The 17,250-nt window shown below is 36.3% G+C and carries 15 protein-coding genes and 1 tRNA gene; 8 read left to right on the top strand and 8 right to left on the bottom strand.

The features are described from left to right. Positions 1 to 34: 34 nt before the first annotated feature. From ACMAWV_RS02830 to ACMAWV_RS02815, 4 genes are all read right to left on the bottom strand, one after another. Positions 35 to 1,297: a Glu/Leu/Phe/Val family dehydrogenase gene (locus tag ACMAWV_RS02830; protein WP_103218830.1), complete on the bottom strand. Its 1,263-nt coding sequence runs from the start codon at positions 1,295 to 1,297 to the stop codon at positions 35 to 37. Positions 1,298 to 1,406: 109 nt separating this feature from the next. Beyond that, complete coding sequence (locus ACMAWV_RS02825) at positions 1,407 to 2,153, bottom strand: hypothetical protein (RefSeq protein ID WP_146037899.1); 747 nt, start codon at positions 2,151 to 2,153, stop codon at positions 1,407 to 1,409. 177 nt (positions 2,154 to 2,330) lie between these two features. After that, positions 2,331 to 3,212: a ParB/RepB/Spo0J family partition protein gene (locus ACMAWV_RS02820; protein ID WP_103218828.1), complete on the bottom strand. Its 882-nt coding sequence runs from the start codon at positions 3,210 to 3,212 to the stop codon at positions 2,331 to 2,333. A 107-nt stretch (positions 3,213 to 3,319) separates the two neighbouring features. Then, positions 3,320 to 4,096, bottom strand: coding sequence for a ParA family protein (locus ACMAWV_RS02815; protein ID WP_158246927.1), 777 nt, complete (start codon positions 4,094 to 4,096; stop codon positions 3,320 to 3,322). 208 nt (positions 4,097 to 4,304) lie between these two features. Between ACMAWV_RS02815 and ACMAWV_RS02810 the strand changes: the two genes are divergently transcribed. From ACMAWV_RS02810 to ACMAWV_RS02795, 4 genes are all read left to right on the top strand, one after another. Beyond that, positions 4,305 to 4,622, top strand: a complete 318-nt coding sequence (locus tag ACMAWV_RS02810) for a rhodanese-like domain-containing protein (protein WP_103218826.1) — start codon at positions 4,305 to 4,307, stop codon at positions 4,620 to 4,622. A 28-nt stretch (positions 4,623 to 4,650) separates the two neighbouring features. Further along, positions 4,651 to 5,757, top strand: coding sequence for a quinolinate synthase NadA (gene nadA / locus ACMAWV_RS02805; protein ID WP_103218825.1), 1,107 nt, complete (start codon positions 4,651 to 4,653; stop codon positions 5,755 to 5,757). A 36-nt stretch (positions 5,758 to 5,793) separates the two neighbouring features. Next, complete coding sequence (locus ACMAWV_RS02800) at positions 5,794 to 6,942, top strand: cysteine desulfurase family protein (protein WP_103218824.1); 1,149 nt, start codon at positions 5,794 to 5,796, stop codon at positions 6,940 to 6,942. Positions 6,943 to 7,032: 90 nt separating this feature from the next. After that, a complete protein-coding gene (locus ACMAWV_RS02795) occupies positions 7,033 to 8,004 on the top strand; it encodes a hypothetical protein (RefSeq protein WP_412463033.1) in 972 nt (323 codons plus the stop codon). Here ACMAWV_RS02795 and ACMAWV_RS02790 read toward each other — a convergent pair. Together ACMAWV_RS02790 and ACMAWV_RS02785 are read right to left on the bottom strand one after the other, a co-directional pair. After that, positions 7,999 to 8,790 carry a hypothetical protein gene (locus ACMAWV_RS02790; protein ID WP_412463034.1) on the bottom strand — a complete coding sequence of 264 codons (792 nt, stop codon included), beginning with the start codon at positions 8,788 to 8,790 and terminating at the stop codon, positions 7,999 to 8,001. The two genes, ACMAWV_RS02795 and ACMAWV_RS02790, sit on opposite strands and share 6 nt — an antisense overlap. Then, the gene (locus ACMAWV_RS02785; protein ID WP_392990673.1) at positions 8,790 to 9,959 is read right to left on the bottom strand and encodes a hypothetical protein; all 1,170 of its coding nucleotides are present in this window, start codon (positions 9,957 to 9,959) and stop codon (positions 8,790 to 8,792) included. Before ACMAWV_RS02785 ends, ACMAWV_RS02790 begins: the two co-directional genes overlap by 1 nt. Before the next feature lie 81 nt (positions 9,960 to 10,040). On the opposite strand from ACMAWV_RS02785, the gene ACMAWV_RS02780 reads away from it, so the two are divergent. Together ACMAWV_RS02780 and ACMAWV_RS02775 are read left to right on the top strand one after the other, a co-directional pair. Next, the gene (locus tag ACMAWV_RS02780) at positions 10,041 to 12,239 is read left to right on the top strand and encodes a hypothetical protein (RefSeq protein ID WP_103218820.1); all 2,199 of its coding nucleotides are present in this window, start codon (positions 10,041 to 10,043) and stop codon (positions 12,237 to 12,239) included. 14 nt (positions 12,240 to 12,253) lie between these two features. Beyond that, entirely contained in the window at positions 12,254 to 13,339 is a 1,086-nt protein-coding gene (locus ACMAWV_RS02775; RefSeq protein ID WP_103218819.1) for an RluA family pseudouridine synthase, read from the top strand. Here ACMAWV_RS02775 and ACMAWV_RS02770 read toward each other — a convergent pair. Then, positions 13,302 to 14,030, bottom strand: coding sequence for an HAD family hydrolase (locus ACMAWV_RS02770; RefSeq protein WP_103218818.1), 729 nt, complete (start codon positions 14,028 to 14,030; stop codon positions 13,302 to 13,304). The two genes, ACMAWV_RS02775 and ACMAWV_RS02770, sit on opposite strands and share 38 nt — an antisense overlap. Before the next feature lie 70 nt (positions 14,031 to 14,100). Beyond that, entirely contained in the window at positions 14,101 to 14,703 is a 603-nt protein-coding gene (locus ACMAWV_RS02765; protein ID WP_412469978.1) for a hypothetical protein, read from the bottom strand. Positions 14,704 to 14,865: 162 nt separating this feature from the next. Here ACMAWV_RS02765 and ACMAWV_RS02760 point away from each other — a divergent pair. Together ACMAWV_RS02760 and ACMAWV_RS02755 are read left to right on the top strand one after the other, a co-directional pair. Further along, positions 14,866 to 14,941, top strand: a tRNA-His gene (locus ACMAWV_RS02760). Positions 14,942 to 15,531: 590 nt separating this feature from the next. Next, positions 15,532 to 17,235 carry a hypothetical protein gene (locus ACMAWV_RS02755; RefSeq protein ID WP_412469979.1) on the top strand — a complete coding sequence of 568 codons (1,704 nt, stop codon included), beginning with the start codon at positions 15,532 to 15,534 and terminating at the stop codon, positions 17,233 to 17,235. Positions 17,236 to 17,250: the final 15 nt, after the last annotated feature.

Raw genomic sequence — 17,250 nt, 5'->3', positions numbered from 1 at the left:
CATTAAGGACGCGCCTATGATTGTAATATAAATCTTAACCTGGGAAAAGACCTCTAAGTCTCATTGCTCTCTCTAGTCTTCTTAGAGCGGCAACGAAAGCAGCCTTTTTCATATCAATATCATATTTCTGGTGAGCTTCATAAACATTCTCGAAAGCATCTTTTAGGATATCGTGAAGTTTTTTGTTGATCTCAGAAAGATCCCAGAAGAAGTTCTGAAGACCTTGTACCCACTCAAAGTAAGAAACGATAACACCACCAGCGTTACAAAGAATATCTGGAACTAGGAATGAACCATTCTTAGTTACGATATCAATCGCAGCTTTATTAAGTGGACCGTTTGCACCTTCTGCAATGATCTTAGCTTTAACATTGTGAGCATTCTTTTCAGTGATAACACCATCGATTGCTGCAGGGATTAAGATATCAACTTCAAGAGCGAAAAGTTCTTCGTTAGAAATTTTCTCTACTCCATCCATATCAGCAAGAAGGCGTCCACCTTTTGCCCAAGCAACAGCTTTTTCAATATCAAGGCCATTTGGATCATAAATAGCACCTGAAACATCAGATACAGCAACGATCTTTGCACCTTGTGCTTGAAGGTCTTCAGCAGCAGGTACAGCTACCTTACCAAAACCGTGAATTGCAACTGTTGTATTTGTATCAATTGTCATTCCAAGTTTCTTTGCAGCAAAGTTAACACAGAATGCAACACCTTTACCTGTAGCTTCACTACGACCTAGTGAACCACCAACAGTAATTGGCTTTCCTGTTACTACACCTGGAACAGTGTAACCTTTTAATTGAGAATATGTATCAAGCATCCACGCCATTGTTTGACCGTCAGTACCAATATCTGGTGCTGGAATATCAATCGTTGGACCGATAATCATGTTGATCTCAGTAGTGTATCTTCTAGTTAGAGACTGAAGCTCTTGACGAGAAAGTTTTGTTGGATCAACACAAATACCACCTTTTGCTCCACCTAGAGGCAGACCAACAAGGGCACATTTAAAAGTCATAAGCATAGCAAGACCAGCTGTTTCAGCTAAATCTACGCCTGGGTGAAAACGTACTCCACCTTTTCCAGGCCCAAGAGTCATATTGTGCTGAACTCTGAATCCTTGAAAAGTTTTAACAGTACCATCGTCAAGACGAATAGGAACTGCTACTTGAAGTGCTCTTTTTGGGTGTTTAAGTCTGTCGGCAACGTTTGGATCAAGTCCCATAATTGCTGCAGATTCTTCTAATTGCGCAATGGCATCCTGGTATAGTGGATTATCTAGAAGATTGCTCATTTTTTTAACTCCGTTATACGTAAAATAAGGACTAATTTACTCCTATTGTAACGGAAGCGCTAGCTTTTGCTTAGGGCAAAAGCTGACTTTTTTTGGCGAATTCGGTTAATTAGAAATTGAATGGTGCATGATAATTAATGCGCAGCACATGGTCAGCATTACTTCCCCCTACCATATCAATTGAAGACGCTCTTGCTCTCAAGTTATTTGTGATGGCCTGTTCAACATAGAATTCAACAGTCGTCCCTGCCGGATTGTAATCAACAGAGGCAATAGTACGGTTATCATTAAATTTCTTTTGTAGCTGCATTGTCACGCCATCAGATAAAGAAAGGTGTGTGTTTGCATCGATATAAGGATTGATAAACTTAATTGTTGCAAGACCTTTTAGAACCTTCGCTCTAAACTTCACTTTAAAATTTGGTAGAAGCTCAGCTTCAGAACTAGGTGAAAGAGTATCTTTCATATTTCCAACGGCTTCAAGAGTTGAGCCTTTCTTAGCAGATTTAACAGAGCCCGAAATTCTCTTATCAATATATCTTAGAAATTGCTTATTAAAGTAGCGCTTTCTCTCATCAAGAGTCGAAAGTCGATAGATCGTCGTCGTAGAAAGATCCCAATTTTTTACGTATTCATCGCGTTCTTGTAGCTGATGGTAGTGATTAGACATACGCTGAAGGACGCCGGCCTTATCGTAAACAAAGACGTAATCAAGAAATGTTTTATACTCTTCAGGCTTTGGCGTGTAGTCAACATCTGCATAGAAGCTTTGCGGAGTACGATCTTGAATCTTCACTCTAGGGTTGAAGTTTTTAAACAAAGTTAGGTCAGAAGCAACTGTCTGAATAGTAAACACTACCAGAGTTAGCTGTATAAACCTTGAACAGTGTGTATAAAATTTCTCTCTCTTGTTTGCCTTGTTTAGCATCGTAAGCCCCTCAAATTACATAAGTAATATGTTTAATTACTAATATAATTTGCAAGGACGATGCCAAAGGTGAACTAGTTAAACTAGCTCACCTAAAAGCAGCGATTACATATCTACGATATTTTGTGTTTCTTTAAGAAGTTGATTTAGAAGCGCTTGCGTGTCTTTATCAAGCTTCTTTGATTTAGCTTGAGATTTAAGCGTCTTGATGAATGCATTAGCAGTAAGTCCCTTTGGAACTGTTGGAGTTTTCTTAACTTTACCAGCTTTTAGAACACCACCATCTTTAATGGCCTTCTTAAGCTCAGCTCTTTTAGTCAACTCACCTTTATAAAGCATCTTTGTAAGTTTAGTTTTAAGAACACCCTTTTCAAGAGCATCAAGTTCAAGAAGAACATACTTCTCAATATTAAATGCTTTTGCTGCTTCCTTAATTTTCTTGCCCATTTTAGCAATCATTAGTGAGCGGTGAACTTCAGACTTTGAGATACCAAGTGCAGCTTGGATCTTTCTTTCACTAGCTTTTGTCGCTTTTTGGTAATTAAGAATACCATCTGCTTTATCAATATAGTGAAGCGCTTCTCTTGAAGAGTTTTCAGAGAACTGAATTGCCATAAGCTCTTGTTCTGTCTTCTTATCAAGAATAAAACAAGGACACTTTTCTTTCTTAATAAGTGTCATGGCACGGTAGCGTCTTTCACCACAAATTAGAACTAGTCTGCCTAATTTATCTTTATGAAGAACAAGTGGTTGAATTAGACCGTTTTGCTTAATGTTTTCAGAAAGCTCTTTAAGAGAGCTATCATTAAACTTCGTTCTAACCTGTTCTTTAACTACGATTTCTTTTAAATAAACTTCATCAAGCTTAGCACCTTGAAGAAGGCGATCACCCGATAGTCTTTCAACTACTTTACTATCTAGACCTTCAGTTAGATCGATTGTCTTTCTTTGTCTTTTAGAAACTCTTGGAGCAAAGTCTTTTGCCATAAATTCCTCTTCCCTATGTTGAGACTGTTTTCCTTTAAAGAGGGCCAGTCACACACACATGGCCCCTTTAAAAGCGAAACACATCCGTGTGTCTCAAAAATTATAGATTATAGATTTAATGATTCCCAAAGTGCCGTGTAATCACCGTGACCACGAGACTTTTTCCCCATCTTACAGATAGGTCTTCTTAACGAAATTGATTCTTGCATTTGAACAAGATTTCTAATTGGTGGCGTAATATTGAAAGATTGAGCAAGTTCTTCAAGTCTCTGCCTTTCAATCTTTCTTCTAGTATTAACCATTGATGGAATAATTGAAAATTCAAGTGATGGATTTTCAGTTTCTTTAATAATTTCGAAAGTATCCATTAACTCTTCTAGACCATCAATTGAGTAGTCCTGTGCCTGAGTTGGGATAAGAATTCTATTTGAAGCAACTAGTGCCATAATAAGCTCATCTCCAAGCATTGGAGGAGTATCGATTACAACGTAATCAAACATTCCTTCAGGAACTTGCTCAAGTCTAAGTCTCATCAACCTTTCCTTACGACCTGCTTCTTTTCTAATCTCACCTTCTGAAAGGATGAGAAGTTTAGAAAGATTGGCCATATGACGGCTTGATGGAATAACTGTGATATTCTTATGAAATTTGCCCTTACCTTCTGATGGAACCATAACGTCTTCAATAGTAACGTCACCAATTAACCACTCAGGGATAAGAGTTCTGTGAATTTGTAAATTAAAAGTTGAACTTAGATTGGCCTGTGAATCTAGGTCAATAACAAGTACTTTGTTCCCTTTATTAGCTAAGTGTGTCGCTAATTGGTAGCACTGCATTGTTTTCCCAACACCACCCTTGTTATTTGCAACCGTAATAACTTCCATGTAAGCTCCCTCGGTCATCCCTTTGACCGTAATAAAAGACTATCTATATAAAATGTTAAGAAAACTATCACGCAACGTCAAATACCTGATAAAACATTTTTTTAACTTAGCGCAACACGAACTGGAACCAATTTTAAGGATGTTCAGATGACAGCTCGTTTCAAATGTTCTATCTTCCAAAACGTCAATTATATAAGGAGATGACACAATGATTAACTTTATGGAAGTTGGTGAATTAAAAGATTTAATGGACAAGAATACAGACCTAGTTTTAGTTGATTGTCGCGAACAAGATGAGTGGGATGCTGGCCATATTGATGGTGCTATCTTTATTCCTCTTTCTGATTTTGCAAATCAATTTGGTAATCACCTAACTGACAAATCAAAGAAGATCGTTGTTCAATGCCGCAGTGGAAAGAGAAGCTTAACTGCTTGTCAATTTCTACTAGAAGAAGGATTTGAAGACCTTTACAACCTTGAAGGTGGAATTCTTGCTTGGGACGAAAGCGGTTACCCAATCAAATAATTAATCTTAAAATCGAGAAGGAAGAAAAATGTTAGATCTATTCGGTAAAGAAGAAGTTCACCGTCCGATAATTTCTCAAGAAGAGTTATCTGATGAAGAAGTACTAGTTGAGTTAAGAAAGATCAAAGAAGAACTTAAAGATCAAGTTGTGGTTCTTGGACATCACTATCAGCAAGACGACGTTATTGAATTTGCAGACTATAAAGGTGACTCACTAAAGCTAGCACAAGATGCAGCCGTTTTAGACAAGCCTTATATTATTTTCTGTGGTGTTCACTTCATGGCAGAAACAGCAGATATGCTAACGAATGAAGATCAACACGTAATCCTTCCCGATATGCAAGCTGGATGCTCGATGGCCGATATGGCAAATCGTGAAGAGATCGATAAAGCATGGGCATTCATGCAAAGATCAACTAATGATAAGATCATCCCAATTACTTATATCAACTGTGCAGCAACTCTTAAGTCATTTGTTGGCGAGAACGATGGAACAATTTGTACTTCATCAAATGCACACAACATTATCAAGTGGTCCTTTACTCAGGGACAAAAACTACTATTCTTCCCTGACCAACACTTAGGACGCAATACTTGTTTTGATCTAGGCATTCCACTAGAAGATATGGTTGTTTACAACCCAAATATGCTTAATGGTGGATTAACAGCAGAACAAATCGATAATGCAAAAGTAATTCTTTGGTACGGATTCTGCTCTGTTCACCAAGGCTTTACTGCAGCTCAAGTTGAACAAATTAAAAAAGATAAACCTGATACAACTGTTATCGTACACCCTGAGTGTAACTTTGATGTTGTACAAGCAGCTCATGACAATGGATCAACTGCTTACATCATTAATAAGATTAAAGATGCACCAGCTGGTTCTAAATTTGCCGTTGGAACAGAAATCAACTTGGTTAACAGACTAGCAAATGATTTTCCAGATAAAGAAATCACTTCCCTGTCACCTTACCAGTGTTTGTGTACAACAATGTATCGAGTAAGACCTCGTTGGCTACTTGCCAGCTTTAGAGCAATTAAGGAAAATAAACCTATAAATATAATTAAAGTAGATGAAAAAACAAAAGAGTACTCATTAAAAGCACTTAATAAGATGCTTGAGCTGAGTAAGTAATAGGTTTAATACACAAGATTAAGGAAGAGGGACAACATGCAAGAAATTTACGCGGATTACAATGGTAGTGCTCCAATTTGTAATGAAGTTAAGGAGTATATTATCAACCGACTTAACAAGGGGCCATTTGCTAACCCAAATGCTACTCACCACGTCGGCGCTCGCGTAAAAGTTGCAATGGAGAATGCTCGTTCAGTATGCGCAAAGCTTTTAGGTGCGCATATGAGCCAACTAGTTTTTAACTCAGGCTCAACTGAAGGTATCTCAACTGTTTTCCAATCTGTTTTGTTAAATAACCCAAAAAAGAAAATCATCATCTCAGGTATTGAGCATTCAGCAGTAAGCAACAATGCTCAATTCTATGCAGATAACTTTGGTTGTGAAGTATACACACTTCAAACGAAACCAAATGGTATCGCAGATATTGAAGACCTCATTAATCATATCGATGACAATACTGCTCTTGTTGCAGTAATGGCCGCTAATAATGAAACTGGTGTTATCCAGCCATATAACGACATTGCAAAAATCTGCCAAGAACAAGGCGTACCTTATCTTTGTGATACAACTCAATTTGTAGGTAAAACTTGTTTTAACTTTGAAGAGTCAGGTATTGATTATGCAGTGATCGCTGGACACAAAATTGGCGGAATGACAGGCTCTGGTATTCTCGTAGCTAAAGATCCTACAACTTTAAAGCCTCTTATCATTGGTGGTGGTCAAGAAAAAGGCCTACGTGGTGGAACACAAAACTACTTAGGTAACGAAACGCTAGCAGTAGCGCTTACATATTCAATGAATAACCTACAAAAACACGAAGCTATTAATAGCAAACGTGAAGAATTTGAAAAGAATATTAAAGCTAAGTTTCCACAAGTTGTTATCATTGGTGAAGAAGCTCCAAGACTTTCTTCAACAACATATCTTTCATATCCAGGTATCCACGGACAAGCAGTTCAAATGGAACTTGAGTCGGAAGGTATTTATGTAACAACTTCATCAGCATGTTCTGACAATAATCCTCAGACATCTAAAGTTCTTAAGGCCATGGGAGTAGCTGACGATATTGGTCGCGGCGTAGTGAGAATTTCTTTAGGGCTATGTAACGATCCGGCCCTCTATGATAGAATTGAAAATGCACTTACAATTGCATATGAAAAACTATCTAAAATTAGAAGCTACTAGAACTTGAAAAAAAACAAATTACTAATACCTATATTGATACTTATCGGAGTTATCACTTCATGTAGTGATAACTCTCGAAAGTATAGTTATATGAAAGCCGACAAAAGCTTTCTCTCAAAAAAAGACTCAGACACAATCTACTTCGCTTACACTTCTAGTTTAAATTCAAAAGTTGAATCACACAGTGACGAACTTATTGTTTCTTCTAAAATTGAATTTGGTGGAGATGCACTACTTTATAAGTTCATTTCTGCATTAAAAGAAAAGCTTAGTAATCTTGTGCTGATTGATGGTGGACAGATTTTAGAAAAAGAGTATGACCTTGCTGGCGAGTTGATCCTAAATCAATTGGCCAATTTCAATTATGATGCGATTCTCTTATCTGATCATGAATTAATTAATTTTAAAAATAACCTTCTTCCTCGTGAGCTTCCATTTGTAAATTCTAATCTTATTTCACTAGATACAAATTCAGCATTTAATCAATATGGTAATCAAGAGTATGTCGTTAAAGAAGTTGGTGGAATTAAGGTTGGAATTATTGGATTGACGCCATATAAGCCAAAGTTAAAAAAAGAAGATGGCCTAGAAGGGATCCTTTTTGATGATGTTGTTGCTCGTGTAATTGAAATCAAAAAGGCACTAAAGGGTAAAACTGACCTTAATATTGCACTTCTTCACTCACATACAGAGTGTAGCGATAAGATCGATTATAAATTTAAGAATTGTTCACTTGATAAGCAAGCAACAGAGACTATTCTTAAACGCTTACCCCCAGATACCTTTGACTTAATTTTCACTGGAAATAGTTTTGAACCATATATGCAAGTATCGGGCTATCCAATTATTTCAAATATAGGTCATGGTGAATTTATCACACTTGTAAGCTTTAACAAAAAGACAAAAGAAGTGAAGGCTGAACAAATTAGGGTATGTTCTCATTTTTATCAAGCCGTAGATAGCTGCTATATTGACCCAGAAGATATTGATAGTATCAAGAAAGTAAGAAAATCTCGTATTAAGCTAAAACCTGCTACAGTTTTTGGTAAAGAGATCTTATAAGCAAATAAGAATCCCCTCATCATTACAGAATGTACTAAGTCCAGGAGAGCAAAAACCTGCCGGAGATCCATTAAAACAAAGAGAAGGAAACTTCGTATCTAAAACCTTATAACCACGAGGGCAAGCTGGTTGATTCTTTGTTCCACACTTATCCTTTCCACAAAATTTACTGCCACCTTGTGCACAATTAAAGTCGACGACTTCGTAACTGCCTTCCTCACAAAGATCACACTTATACTTCACCACATCCTTACACTCGATATTCACACCGTGACAAAGAGTTCCACTTTTTAAAGTTTTAGATTTTAAATAATCCAAACCACCATTTACAAATACATTATCAAAATATGATTTCTTAAGTTGATTGTTAAACGGAGAAAACTTTTTAGAAACAGTATGATTTAGAAGAGGATAGTTTACACTCTCTCCATCAATTATAAGATTAAGCTTTATCTTATCCTGTACATGAAGATTCATCTTAAAATCACTAATTCCTTCTTTAGAAAGAATTGCATCATCATTAAAGCTACATTTCCCCGAGGATCTCTTAGTAACTCGGTACTCGCCTAGAGATTTATTAAATGGTGTTTTATAAAAGTAGCAATAGTCATTAAAGGTAAATAGAAGAAGCCATGTATTCTTCGGTTCATAAACCCCTTTACTTCCCTGATAGAGTTCATTAATTTGAAAGTTATTAGTAAAGGCCAACTCTTCTTCCAAAATGAAATTCTTTTGGTTGCAAGAAATGAAATTTAATAGAAGTAATAAACCCATTATAAACTTCATTATAGTGTCCTCATACAACGAAAAGCGATTTTATAATCTGATCCTATCTCGTTAGAAACAAAAGGATCAAAAGCAATATTATTAATGCCAAATCCCTCTCCATCCCAATATCCACGCATTCCAGTCTGATGAGCTTTTTGATGCCAACTAAAATAAAATGAAGCCAATTTTATATTTTCACTTGGATGAATAATATTTCTTAAGTATTCAAGTGGGCCGCCAAAAATTTCATAAACACCGGCCCATGAAACATTGTGACTATTTTTTTGGATATAATTCTGATCCAGACACTCACTAGAATAATCTTTTTTACAAAGTTTAATTCTTTCTTCTTTAGTTATTTCGTCAATATGAAATTCTTTCATGCGCTGAATTTTATTAATTAGAGTTTTGGTATTCTTTCTTTCCCATGGGTAAAAAGGCGCTCTTAAGTACTTTGTTGTCGTATCATTTAGATCTTCTGGATGAATTGATATAGCATCAAAGACACGGGCACTTAAAATTGATTTCCCTTGAAAAGAACAATAAGCATCCATCTCATCAATTGAAAGCCCGTAAGCATAAGAGTACTTATTTCTATCCTGTATTTTCTTTGCCGCTTCTTGAGCAACTTTATCTTTAGAGATCTTTGCCCAATTTAGAACTTCCCAGTTTTGCACATGGTATTTATCAACAAAAATATTGCGATTGAAGTTATCCCACGAAATAGTTACATCTCTTTTATTGGCCAAGAACGGATAATATCTTTGAGGAACATAGACTTCCTGACAACTGTCGACAAAGCTAAGTTTAAGTTCTTCATCAAAGCCATCGGCCTTAACTGTATAATCATAGTAGCGGTAGCTAGGCATCTGATGGTAGCTGTAGTTACCCTTCAGCGTAATTGGTACTAATTTCTTATTAATATGGACATTGACAAGCTTCTTTTCCAGTAAACAGGCCATATACTCTGGAAAACATTGGTAATACTGGTCATCTACATAGCTAAGCTTCTTACACATTCCCTCTTTATCGAGGTGTGCGTTCTCCCATTCAAACTTTAATGTTTTAACAATTTCGATAATTTCTTCATTTGAAAGCTTAGGGCCAGAGCTTTTCTTCGTGAAAAGCCAATACCCGAGTCCAACACTCAGAATAAGAATGGAAGTAAAGATTATTTTTTTAAACATTTCTCACTTATATGTAACACCCAATCAATGGTAAAATTATAACTAGAAATCCCCTATGTTAAAAGGTTTCAAAGGAATATTATGGATTGGTTAGATAGTTTAAATGATTTAGAAGTTAACGGAAATGAGACAATGTCATTTTTTGACTACTACGAGCTCTTCAAAAAATTTCCAGACAGGGAATTAAGACCAACTTCGGCCTATCTTCAAGACATGGTGGACTATTTTGGACGCGATGATCACGGACACCTCAATGTTTTTCAAAAAGATGATCAAGATGCTCCTGCAGTTTTTGGTCAATATAAAATTGAAGAAAAAATAATTGAGCAGTTAAGAAATTTTGCTGAAGAAGGTTTCAATAATAAATTTATTTTACTAGTAGGGCCAAATGGTTCATCTAAGAGCTCACTTGTAAAACGCCTTATGAAAGGTGCTGAAGATTACTCTAAAACTGATGAAGGCGCTCTTTACACTTTTAGCTGGATATTCCCAATCAATACTGTCATTAAGGGTAACCTTGGACTTAACCAAACTCATTCTTCGGTAAATTTAAATTCTTATGCTTTATTAGAAGATAAAGATATCTCAGCAATTCTCGCTTCGGAGCTTAAGGATCATCCACTTCTTCTCATTCCAAAAGAAGTAAGAAAAGATATTATTCACTCAGCTTTTAACGACCAACCAGAGAAATTAGAAGAAATTGAAAAATCGTACCTTGTGCGCGGTGATCTTTCGAAAAGAAATCGTATGATCTACGATGCACTCTTAAAAAACTACAAGGGTAAACACGAAGAAGTATTAAAACATATCCGTGTTGAGCGCTATACAGTTTCTCGTCGCTATTCTCGTAGTGCCGTTACAATTGAGCCTCAATTACATGTTGATGCAAAGATGCAACAGATTACAATGGATCAAAGACTTGCATCACTGCCACCTTCTCTACAATCACTGAACCTATTTCAAATGTCAGGTGAAACAATTCATGCAAATCGTGGAATCCTAGAATACTCAGATCTTTTAAAGAGACCACTTGATACTTTTAAGTATCTACTTATGACAATGGAATCTGGTTCAATTAATCTTGGTGGTATTCTAACTGAGCTTGATATTTTCTTTATTGGAACATCTAACGAAGTTCATTTAACAGCATTTAAACAACATCCAGATTTTAATTCATTTAAAGGACGTTTTACATTTATTCGCGTTCCTTACCTACTGGACTATAAGTGTGAGATGGATATTTATAAGAAGCAAATTGATAGCATTAAGGATCGTACTCGATTTGAGCCGGGGTCACTTTCTGCCATTGCAAAATTCTCAGTTATGACGAGAATTCGCTCTTGTATGAGTAAACACTATGAAGATAACAAAAAATTATCTGCAATTGTGACAACTCTTAATCCACTTGAGAAATGCGCGCTTTACTCAAGTGACCGCCAGCTTCCGGCCCATCTTAATGTTGAAGAAGCACAGCTTCTAAAACACAATATTGGAAAAGTTGAATCTGAGTTTGAATTCGATAATCTCTATGAAGGTAAGTTTGGTATATCTCCTCGTGATATCAAGAATATGATTTATCGCCTTGCGGACTTAAATAAAGATATTACTTTCATTGAAGTCCTTGAGTATTTCAGAAGAATTATCAATAAAAAGTCTGAGTATGACTTCTTAAACATGTCTGCCCATGGTGACTACCATAATCCAGAAAAGTTCATCCAACTTATAAATGAAGACTGTCTCGATCAATTTGATCGTCAGCTAAGAGGATGTCTTGGACTTGTCGATGATCGTTCATACGAAGAGTACCTAAAGAAGTATATTCAAAATATCAACGCACTTATTAAGGGTGAAAAGATAAAGAATGAAGTGACTGGAAAATATGAGGAAGGCGATGCTTACCAAATTAAAGAATTTGAAAACAATATTTCTTTAAAAGAAGACCCTTCAACTTTCCGTTCACACTTAATCTCTAAACTTGGGGCATGGTCGTTAGATAACCCAGGACAGAAAGTTGATTATATAAAGATCTTCCCTGAGGTTGTTGATCGTCTTAAAGAATCTTTTAGACAAGAGCAAGAGAAGGTCATTAAGAATATTTCTAAGAACTTAGTCTTCTTTGAAGCTGAAAAAAGTGGCAAGGATGTTCAAGGCCACATTCCTTTAAAGGAAGATATTAAGAAAGAAATTCAACAAATTATTGATAATCTTAATACAACTTATGGTTATTCACAGAACGGATCATTTGCGCTAATAAAGTATCTAATTAAAGAAAGATATTAGTACTTTATTAGATTATGGCCATTCTCAATAAGAAATTTACAACACAAGTATATGAAGTCACTTACTATGTTGAGGAAACTCAGCATGGTATGAGACTTGATCAATATATGCAAATCTATCTTGAGACTTGGTCACGTCAAGAAGTAAAGAAACGTATCAAGGCAGGCGATGTTCAAATCATTGGCCGCCCTGGAAAACATCGTCCTTCAACAACTCTCCACTACAAAGAAAGAATCTTCTTTAGAATCGAAAGAACAACTCAAGAAGATGAGTACTGGCGTGGTGAATTAATTGAGTTAGACGAGAAACCAGAGATTATCTTTGAAGACAAAGAGCTTATTGTTATGAATAAGCCTCCTTATATGGCCTGCCACCCTACTGGCCGCCACCTCTTCTACTGTGCAACTGTTATGTTTGAAGAGAAGTATGAAAAAACCATTCACTCTATTCACAGGCTTGATCGTGAAACATCAGGGGTCATGATGTTAGGAAAAGAGCCCCAGATAGCCAACTTAATGGGAGAAGAGTTTATCCACGATCGCGTAAAGAAGTGTTACTTCTTTATCGCCAAGGCAAATGAAGACTACAACGGCGAAATTGAGTTCTATTCAGATGAGCGACTTGGCGCTGGTGAAGAAGGTTTAAAGCGTGTCTATATCGACTCTTACCCTGTTGATTCCCATGAAGGTAAACACGCCTACACAGACTTTAAGGTTTTATTTAAGGAAGGCGACTATGTTATTGGCTTGGCCTTCCCTCAAACGGGACGCCAACACCAGATTAGAGTTCACGCTATGCTAAGAGGACTTCCACTAGTTGGCGACAAGCTCTACCTTGGCTCATTTGAAATGTTTCAAAGATTTAAGGACAATTTAGCGAGCCCAGAAGAATATGATCAAATGGAGCACAATCGCCACTGTCTCCATGCCATAGGACTCAAGCTTCACTACAAGGGTGAAGATCGCATGTATATTTCTTCACTGCCAAAAGATTTCATTCCACTTATTAGTGAGAGATTTACAACTCCTGTTGAAGAAATTGAATCGACTGTAAAAGATGCTGCTAGAGATTATTTTTCAGGTAGTTTAAAACCCCGCTAGGCCCTGCATTCTCGCTTCCTTCAAGAATTACGTGAGGCTTAACTGCAAGCTTATCGAGAACTGATTTAATATTTGAAACACCAATTGATGTTTTCACTTTATCAAACATTGATTGGTCGTTAAGGCTATCTCCAAAATAGATGGCATCTTCGGCCATATTTAAATTTGGATAGAACTTATTAAAGAGTACTTTCGTTGCATTTGCTTTTGAAAGATTTCCACACCAAAAGTTTAAGTGCACATTAGACGTTGAGTAGTTAATCCCCTCTTCATCCATAAGGTGGCAGATTTCATTTTTAAACTTCTCATCTTCAAGATCACAAAGCTCAATTGCACGATCAGCAACTCGTCCTAGAGAGTCACTTGTTAAATAAAGGTTAGGATATTTTTCTTTAAGCTTTATACAAAAGGCTTCAAGTTTTGCTAACTCACTTTCAGGAACAAGAAATTCATTTTGAATAAGTCCTGCTTTATCACGCCAGCTAATTGCTCCCCCACCCTCAGAGATAACAATTGGAAGTGAAGTAAAGTGAGTGATTAAAAAGTGTGCCCAAGAAATTGAGCGGCCAGTAACAATGACAAAAGGGACTTTCTTCTCATCTGCTAATTTTAAAATATCGAAAAGCTCACTACTCATTTCTGTGTGATGAGTAAGTGTTCCGTCGAAATCTGAGAGAATAATTTTTGTCATTGGATAGTCCTCTTAATTAAAAAGGCGGCACTAGGCCGCCTTCTTAGTTATATATAATTTCTGGAAGATATTATAGTGGAAACGATACACCAGCAAGGAATGCTGTGAATGAATCTTTAAGTCCAACTTGAACTTCCATTGTTCCATTAAGGTGTTTAAAACCTTCGATTGGAAGTTGTCCGTTGATACCAGTGTTAAGACTGATTGTTGTATCGTAAGTTTTAGTGTCACCATTTAGTGAAAGCCCTACTGGTAGTGAAGCATATGGATAAGCTTCTTTACCCCAGAAAGAGAATCCCTTAGTGATAGTTGGTGCTATCGAGATTTTTGTAATCCCTTGGTCAAACTCAGTTGAACGCTCTAAAATCCCTTTCACAGAAACTCTTGGTTGTTGCATATAATCTGGATAGATTTCATAGTCAGCACCAACAAATAGTCTTTGTGAACGCTCACCACCTGAGATACCAATCCCACCGTCTACGATTAATTTTTCATCTAGTTTTTGAGTGTAACGAACTTGCATCCCCATTCCGCCCTTATCAGACGTAATTCCAGTAAGTTCCGTTGCAATTTGCTTGCTTCCGCTAAGCATTGGCATCGTTGATTGACCAATCCCATAAGCAAAAATTGAAGCTTGTGAAAGCATCATTAATGATAGAAATACCTTTTTCATATATCCTTCCTAGTTTTTTGGTAACTTCACTAATCATTTTAATGCCTTGGAGCATTTATATGCAAGATATTCCTAGGACGCTTCGCACAAACCTTACACATTATGCAATTAACTGTTGACTCATAAGGCCCAAGCATTTATAAATAATTCCACATTCTTATGGTGACCGTAGTTCAGTTGGTAGAGCGCCAGATTGTGATTCTGGTTGTCGTGGGTTCGAGCCCCATCGGTCACCCCATTAAAAAAAAGCCCCTTCGAAAGAAGGGGCTTTTTTTTATATGTGGAGAATGATTGGGTTTTGTAGCAACGACAAAGTCGTGGGTGGCCCTCACGATGAGGGCCCCCCGCGAGGCCACGATGGCCGCAAAGCGGGGTCACCAACTCTGCATCATTTCAAAAACTTTATAAGAACAATAACTTATTTCATAAATCTAAAGAACGACTCAATATCTAAATATAATCTGAATTTAGTATATAATTAGCAAATGAGAGAGTTTTTCACAGACATCTTTTACGAATTATTCGTAAACGTTTTGCATTACATCGGTTCATTCGCTAGATGGATATTTTCAGGAAGAAGAACTTCATTCAACGACTTTCATACACAAAATGAAAAAAAATGGTATGACGTTTTTATATCTATTAGCATCACAATTATTATAGGCTTCAGCATTTACTATACTTATAACCAACTAATAAAGCGAGAGGACTAGGTAAACAACTGAGTTATATTTTAGATTGGAAGTACTCGATAGACAGAATATTACGAACCAATAAGTTTCTGATATGCTGCTCTTCAAAATTAAACAAGACAAAATGGAGATTCACTTGCTTGAACCAACATTTAAACAACTAATAAATCAAATTCTAAAAGTGGAAATGTCTCACTTTAGGAGCAATCAAGACAAAGAAATGCTCTCTCGTAATTGGGAGTTTATTTTTCAGGACTGGGATGGATGGACTATTCTCAGTTTATCAACTCGTACTTCGGTTGGGGGTTACTGGATTTATCCACGGCTTTGTCCATTGAATTACGTCGACGAATTAAAAAAAGAATTGCCTCATTTCAATTTTGTTCCATCATGTTCAGCTTATACCAACGTAATGAGTGGTAATGATCACTCGTTAGAGCCTTACTGGAAAGAGGATAAGGGCTTCAATCAATCTGAAATCCAATTATATTTTGAAAGACAACACTATGGTCATGGGAAAGGAAAAGAGTCTTATATTGAGTTTAATCAACTTGTTACTCATCCCCTAAATCTCCACTGGTCACCTCGAAAAAATTCTTATTGTAGAGTAGATGACCAAGGTGAAGAAATTGAAAAAATAAAAGTAATCGATAATGAGAATTTGAGATTAATTTTAATAAGAAGAAAAACCTTAGATAAATTGCTCTATTTAGGGAAATGGACATTAATTCGATATTTTGATTTCAATCGACGTAAAGTCGAAATATGGAACTACGAATTTGATAACAAAAAAATAATTAAGCCAGAAGAGTACGAAGCTATTTTTGAAATGCAGTCAATAGGAATAGAACCTATGAACTACATCGAATTCAGAGGAGCAGAGATCCTGAGACCGATTACACCAAAAGAACAACTCCTTTCATGGCGCACCAGTGATGAAGAAGAAAATCAAAAACAATATGCTACTTTTACTGTTCAAGACTGGAAGAATAAAAAAATTCTAAACGATTACTCTATTTCTCCTGAAAATTTTGCAAATTATTTTACAGAGAGCGACCTCCCATTTGAAATAAGTCCCATTTTTTTTAATGCCGCCGTATTAGATAAATACAAAAACAATCCCGACAAGTACGAACTAAAAGAAAGAACAATTAGTTGTTATGGCGGTTGGTATTTAAAAACCTACGACATTAATGAATATAATCAAGTTCACACTTATGCTATTTATCTTTCCCATCTTCCTTATAAAGAGCAGCTCTATTGGAAATCATTTAACGAAGAACCAAAGGGAGGCCTTTCCAAAAGATCAATTCAAACTGATTTCAAAGCAAAGTTTCCCGATGAGAAACCTCTTTTGTCTCAATTAAAAGCCTCTTTATATGATTTACAAAATATCAAAATTAATGGAGAAGTACATTCAATTTGGTCTCCCAAAGGAGGAGAATGGAATATCGCAAGTAAAGGACTATTCTATCTAAAAACCGAGAACCAAAACCAATGGCATGATTTTATTATAACTCTTGCGAATACAGTAACAGAAGGTCTATTAAAGAAGTCGATTAAAAGGATCGCTGAGGCTTTTGGAGACGTTGATAACAAAACTGGCTCGCTTGGATTAATAAAATTCATTTTAATAAATACAAATAACGATAATCTTATTAAAGAAATTCATACGGTACTTAATGATCTCCAAAAGTTGAGGGGCCAAGGAAAAGCACATGGTAACTGGACAATTCCAAACGGGTCTTTGATTACAGACGCTGAAGCGAGACTTAAATCGGTCATCGCAGCACTTAAAAAATTAAAATTTTGTTTAGAAAAGATAGGTAGAGACGATTAGTAATATGGGAAAAAA

This window comes from Halobacteriovorax sp. RT-1-1 (genome assembly GCF_047085455.1).
Classification (GTDB): Bacteria; Bdellovibrionota; Bacteriovoracia; order Bacteriovoracales; family Bacteriovoracaceae; genus Halobacteriovorax_A.
This window is presented reverse-complemented; position numbering and strand designations above follow the sequence as displayed.

Bases quoted from the DNA above. Each gene is read 5' to 3' on its own strand.
- ACMAWV_RS02830 (WP_103218830.1), bottom strand. From the start codon at position 1,297: ATGAGCAATCTTCTAGATAATCCACTATACCAGGATGCCATTGCGCAA.
- ACMAWV_RS02820 (WP_103218828.1), bottom strand. From the start codon at position 3,212: ATGGCAAAAGACTTTGCTCCAAGAGTTTCTAAAAGACAAAGAAAGACA.
- ACMAWV_RS02815 (WP_158246927.1), bottom strand. From the start codon at position 4,096: ATGGAAGTTATTACGGTTGCAAATAACAAGGGTGGTGTTGGGAAAACA.
- ACMAWV_RS02810 (WP_103218826.1), top strand. From the start codon at position 4,305: ATGATTAACTTTATGGAAGTTGGTGAATTAAAAGATTTAATGGACAAG.
- nadA (WP_103218825.1), top strand. From the start codon at position 4,651: ATGTTAGATCTATTCGGTAAAGAAGAAGTTCACCGTCCGATAATTTCT.
- ACMAWV_RS02800 (WP_103218824.1), top strand. From the start codon at position 5,794: ATGCAAGAAATTTACGCGGATTACAATGGTAGTGCTCCAATTTGTAAT.
- ACMAWV_RS02795 (WP_412463033.1), top strand. From the start codon at position 7,033: ATGAAAGCCGACAAAAGCTTTCTCTCAAAAAAAGACTCAGACACAATC.
- ACMAWV_RS02790 (WP_412463034.1), bottom strand. From the start codon at position 8,790: ATGAAGTTTATAATGGGTTTATTACTTCTATTAAATTTCATTTCTTGC.
- ACMAWV_RS02785 (WP_392990673.1), bottom strand. From the start codon at position 9,959: ATGTTTAAAAAAATAATCTTTACTTCCATTCTTATTCTGAGTGTTGGA.
- ACMAWV_RS02780 (WP_103218820.1), top strand. From the start codon at position 10,041: ATGGATTGGTTAGATAGTTTAAATGATTTAGAAGTTAACGGAAATGAG.
- ACMAWV_RS02775 (WP_103218819.1), top strand. From the start codon at position 12,254: ATGGCCATTCTCAATAAGAAATTTACAACACAAGTATATGAAGTCACT.
- ACMAWV_RS02770 (WP_103218818.1), bottom strand. From the start codon at position 14,030: ATGACAAAAATTATTCTCTCAGATTTCGACGGAACACTTACTCATCAC.
- ACMAWV_RS02765 (WP_412469978.1), bottom strand. From the start codon at position 14,703: ATGAAAAAGGTATTTCTATCATTAATGATGCTTTCACAAGCTTCAATT.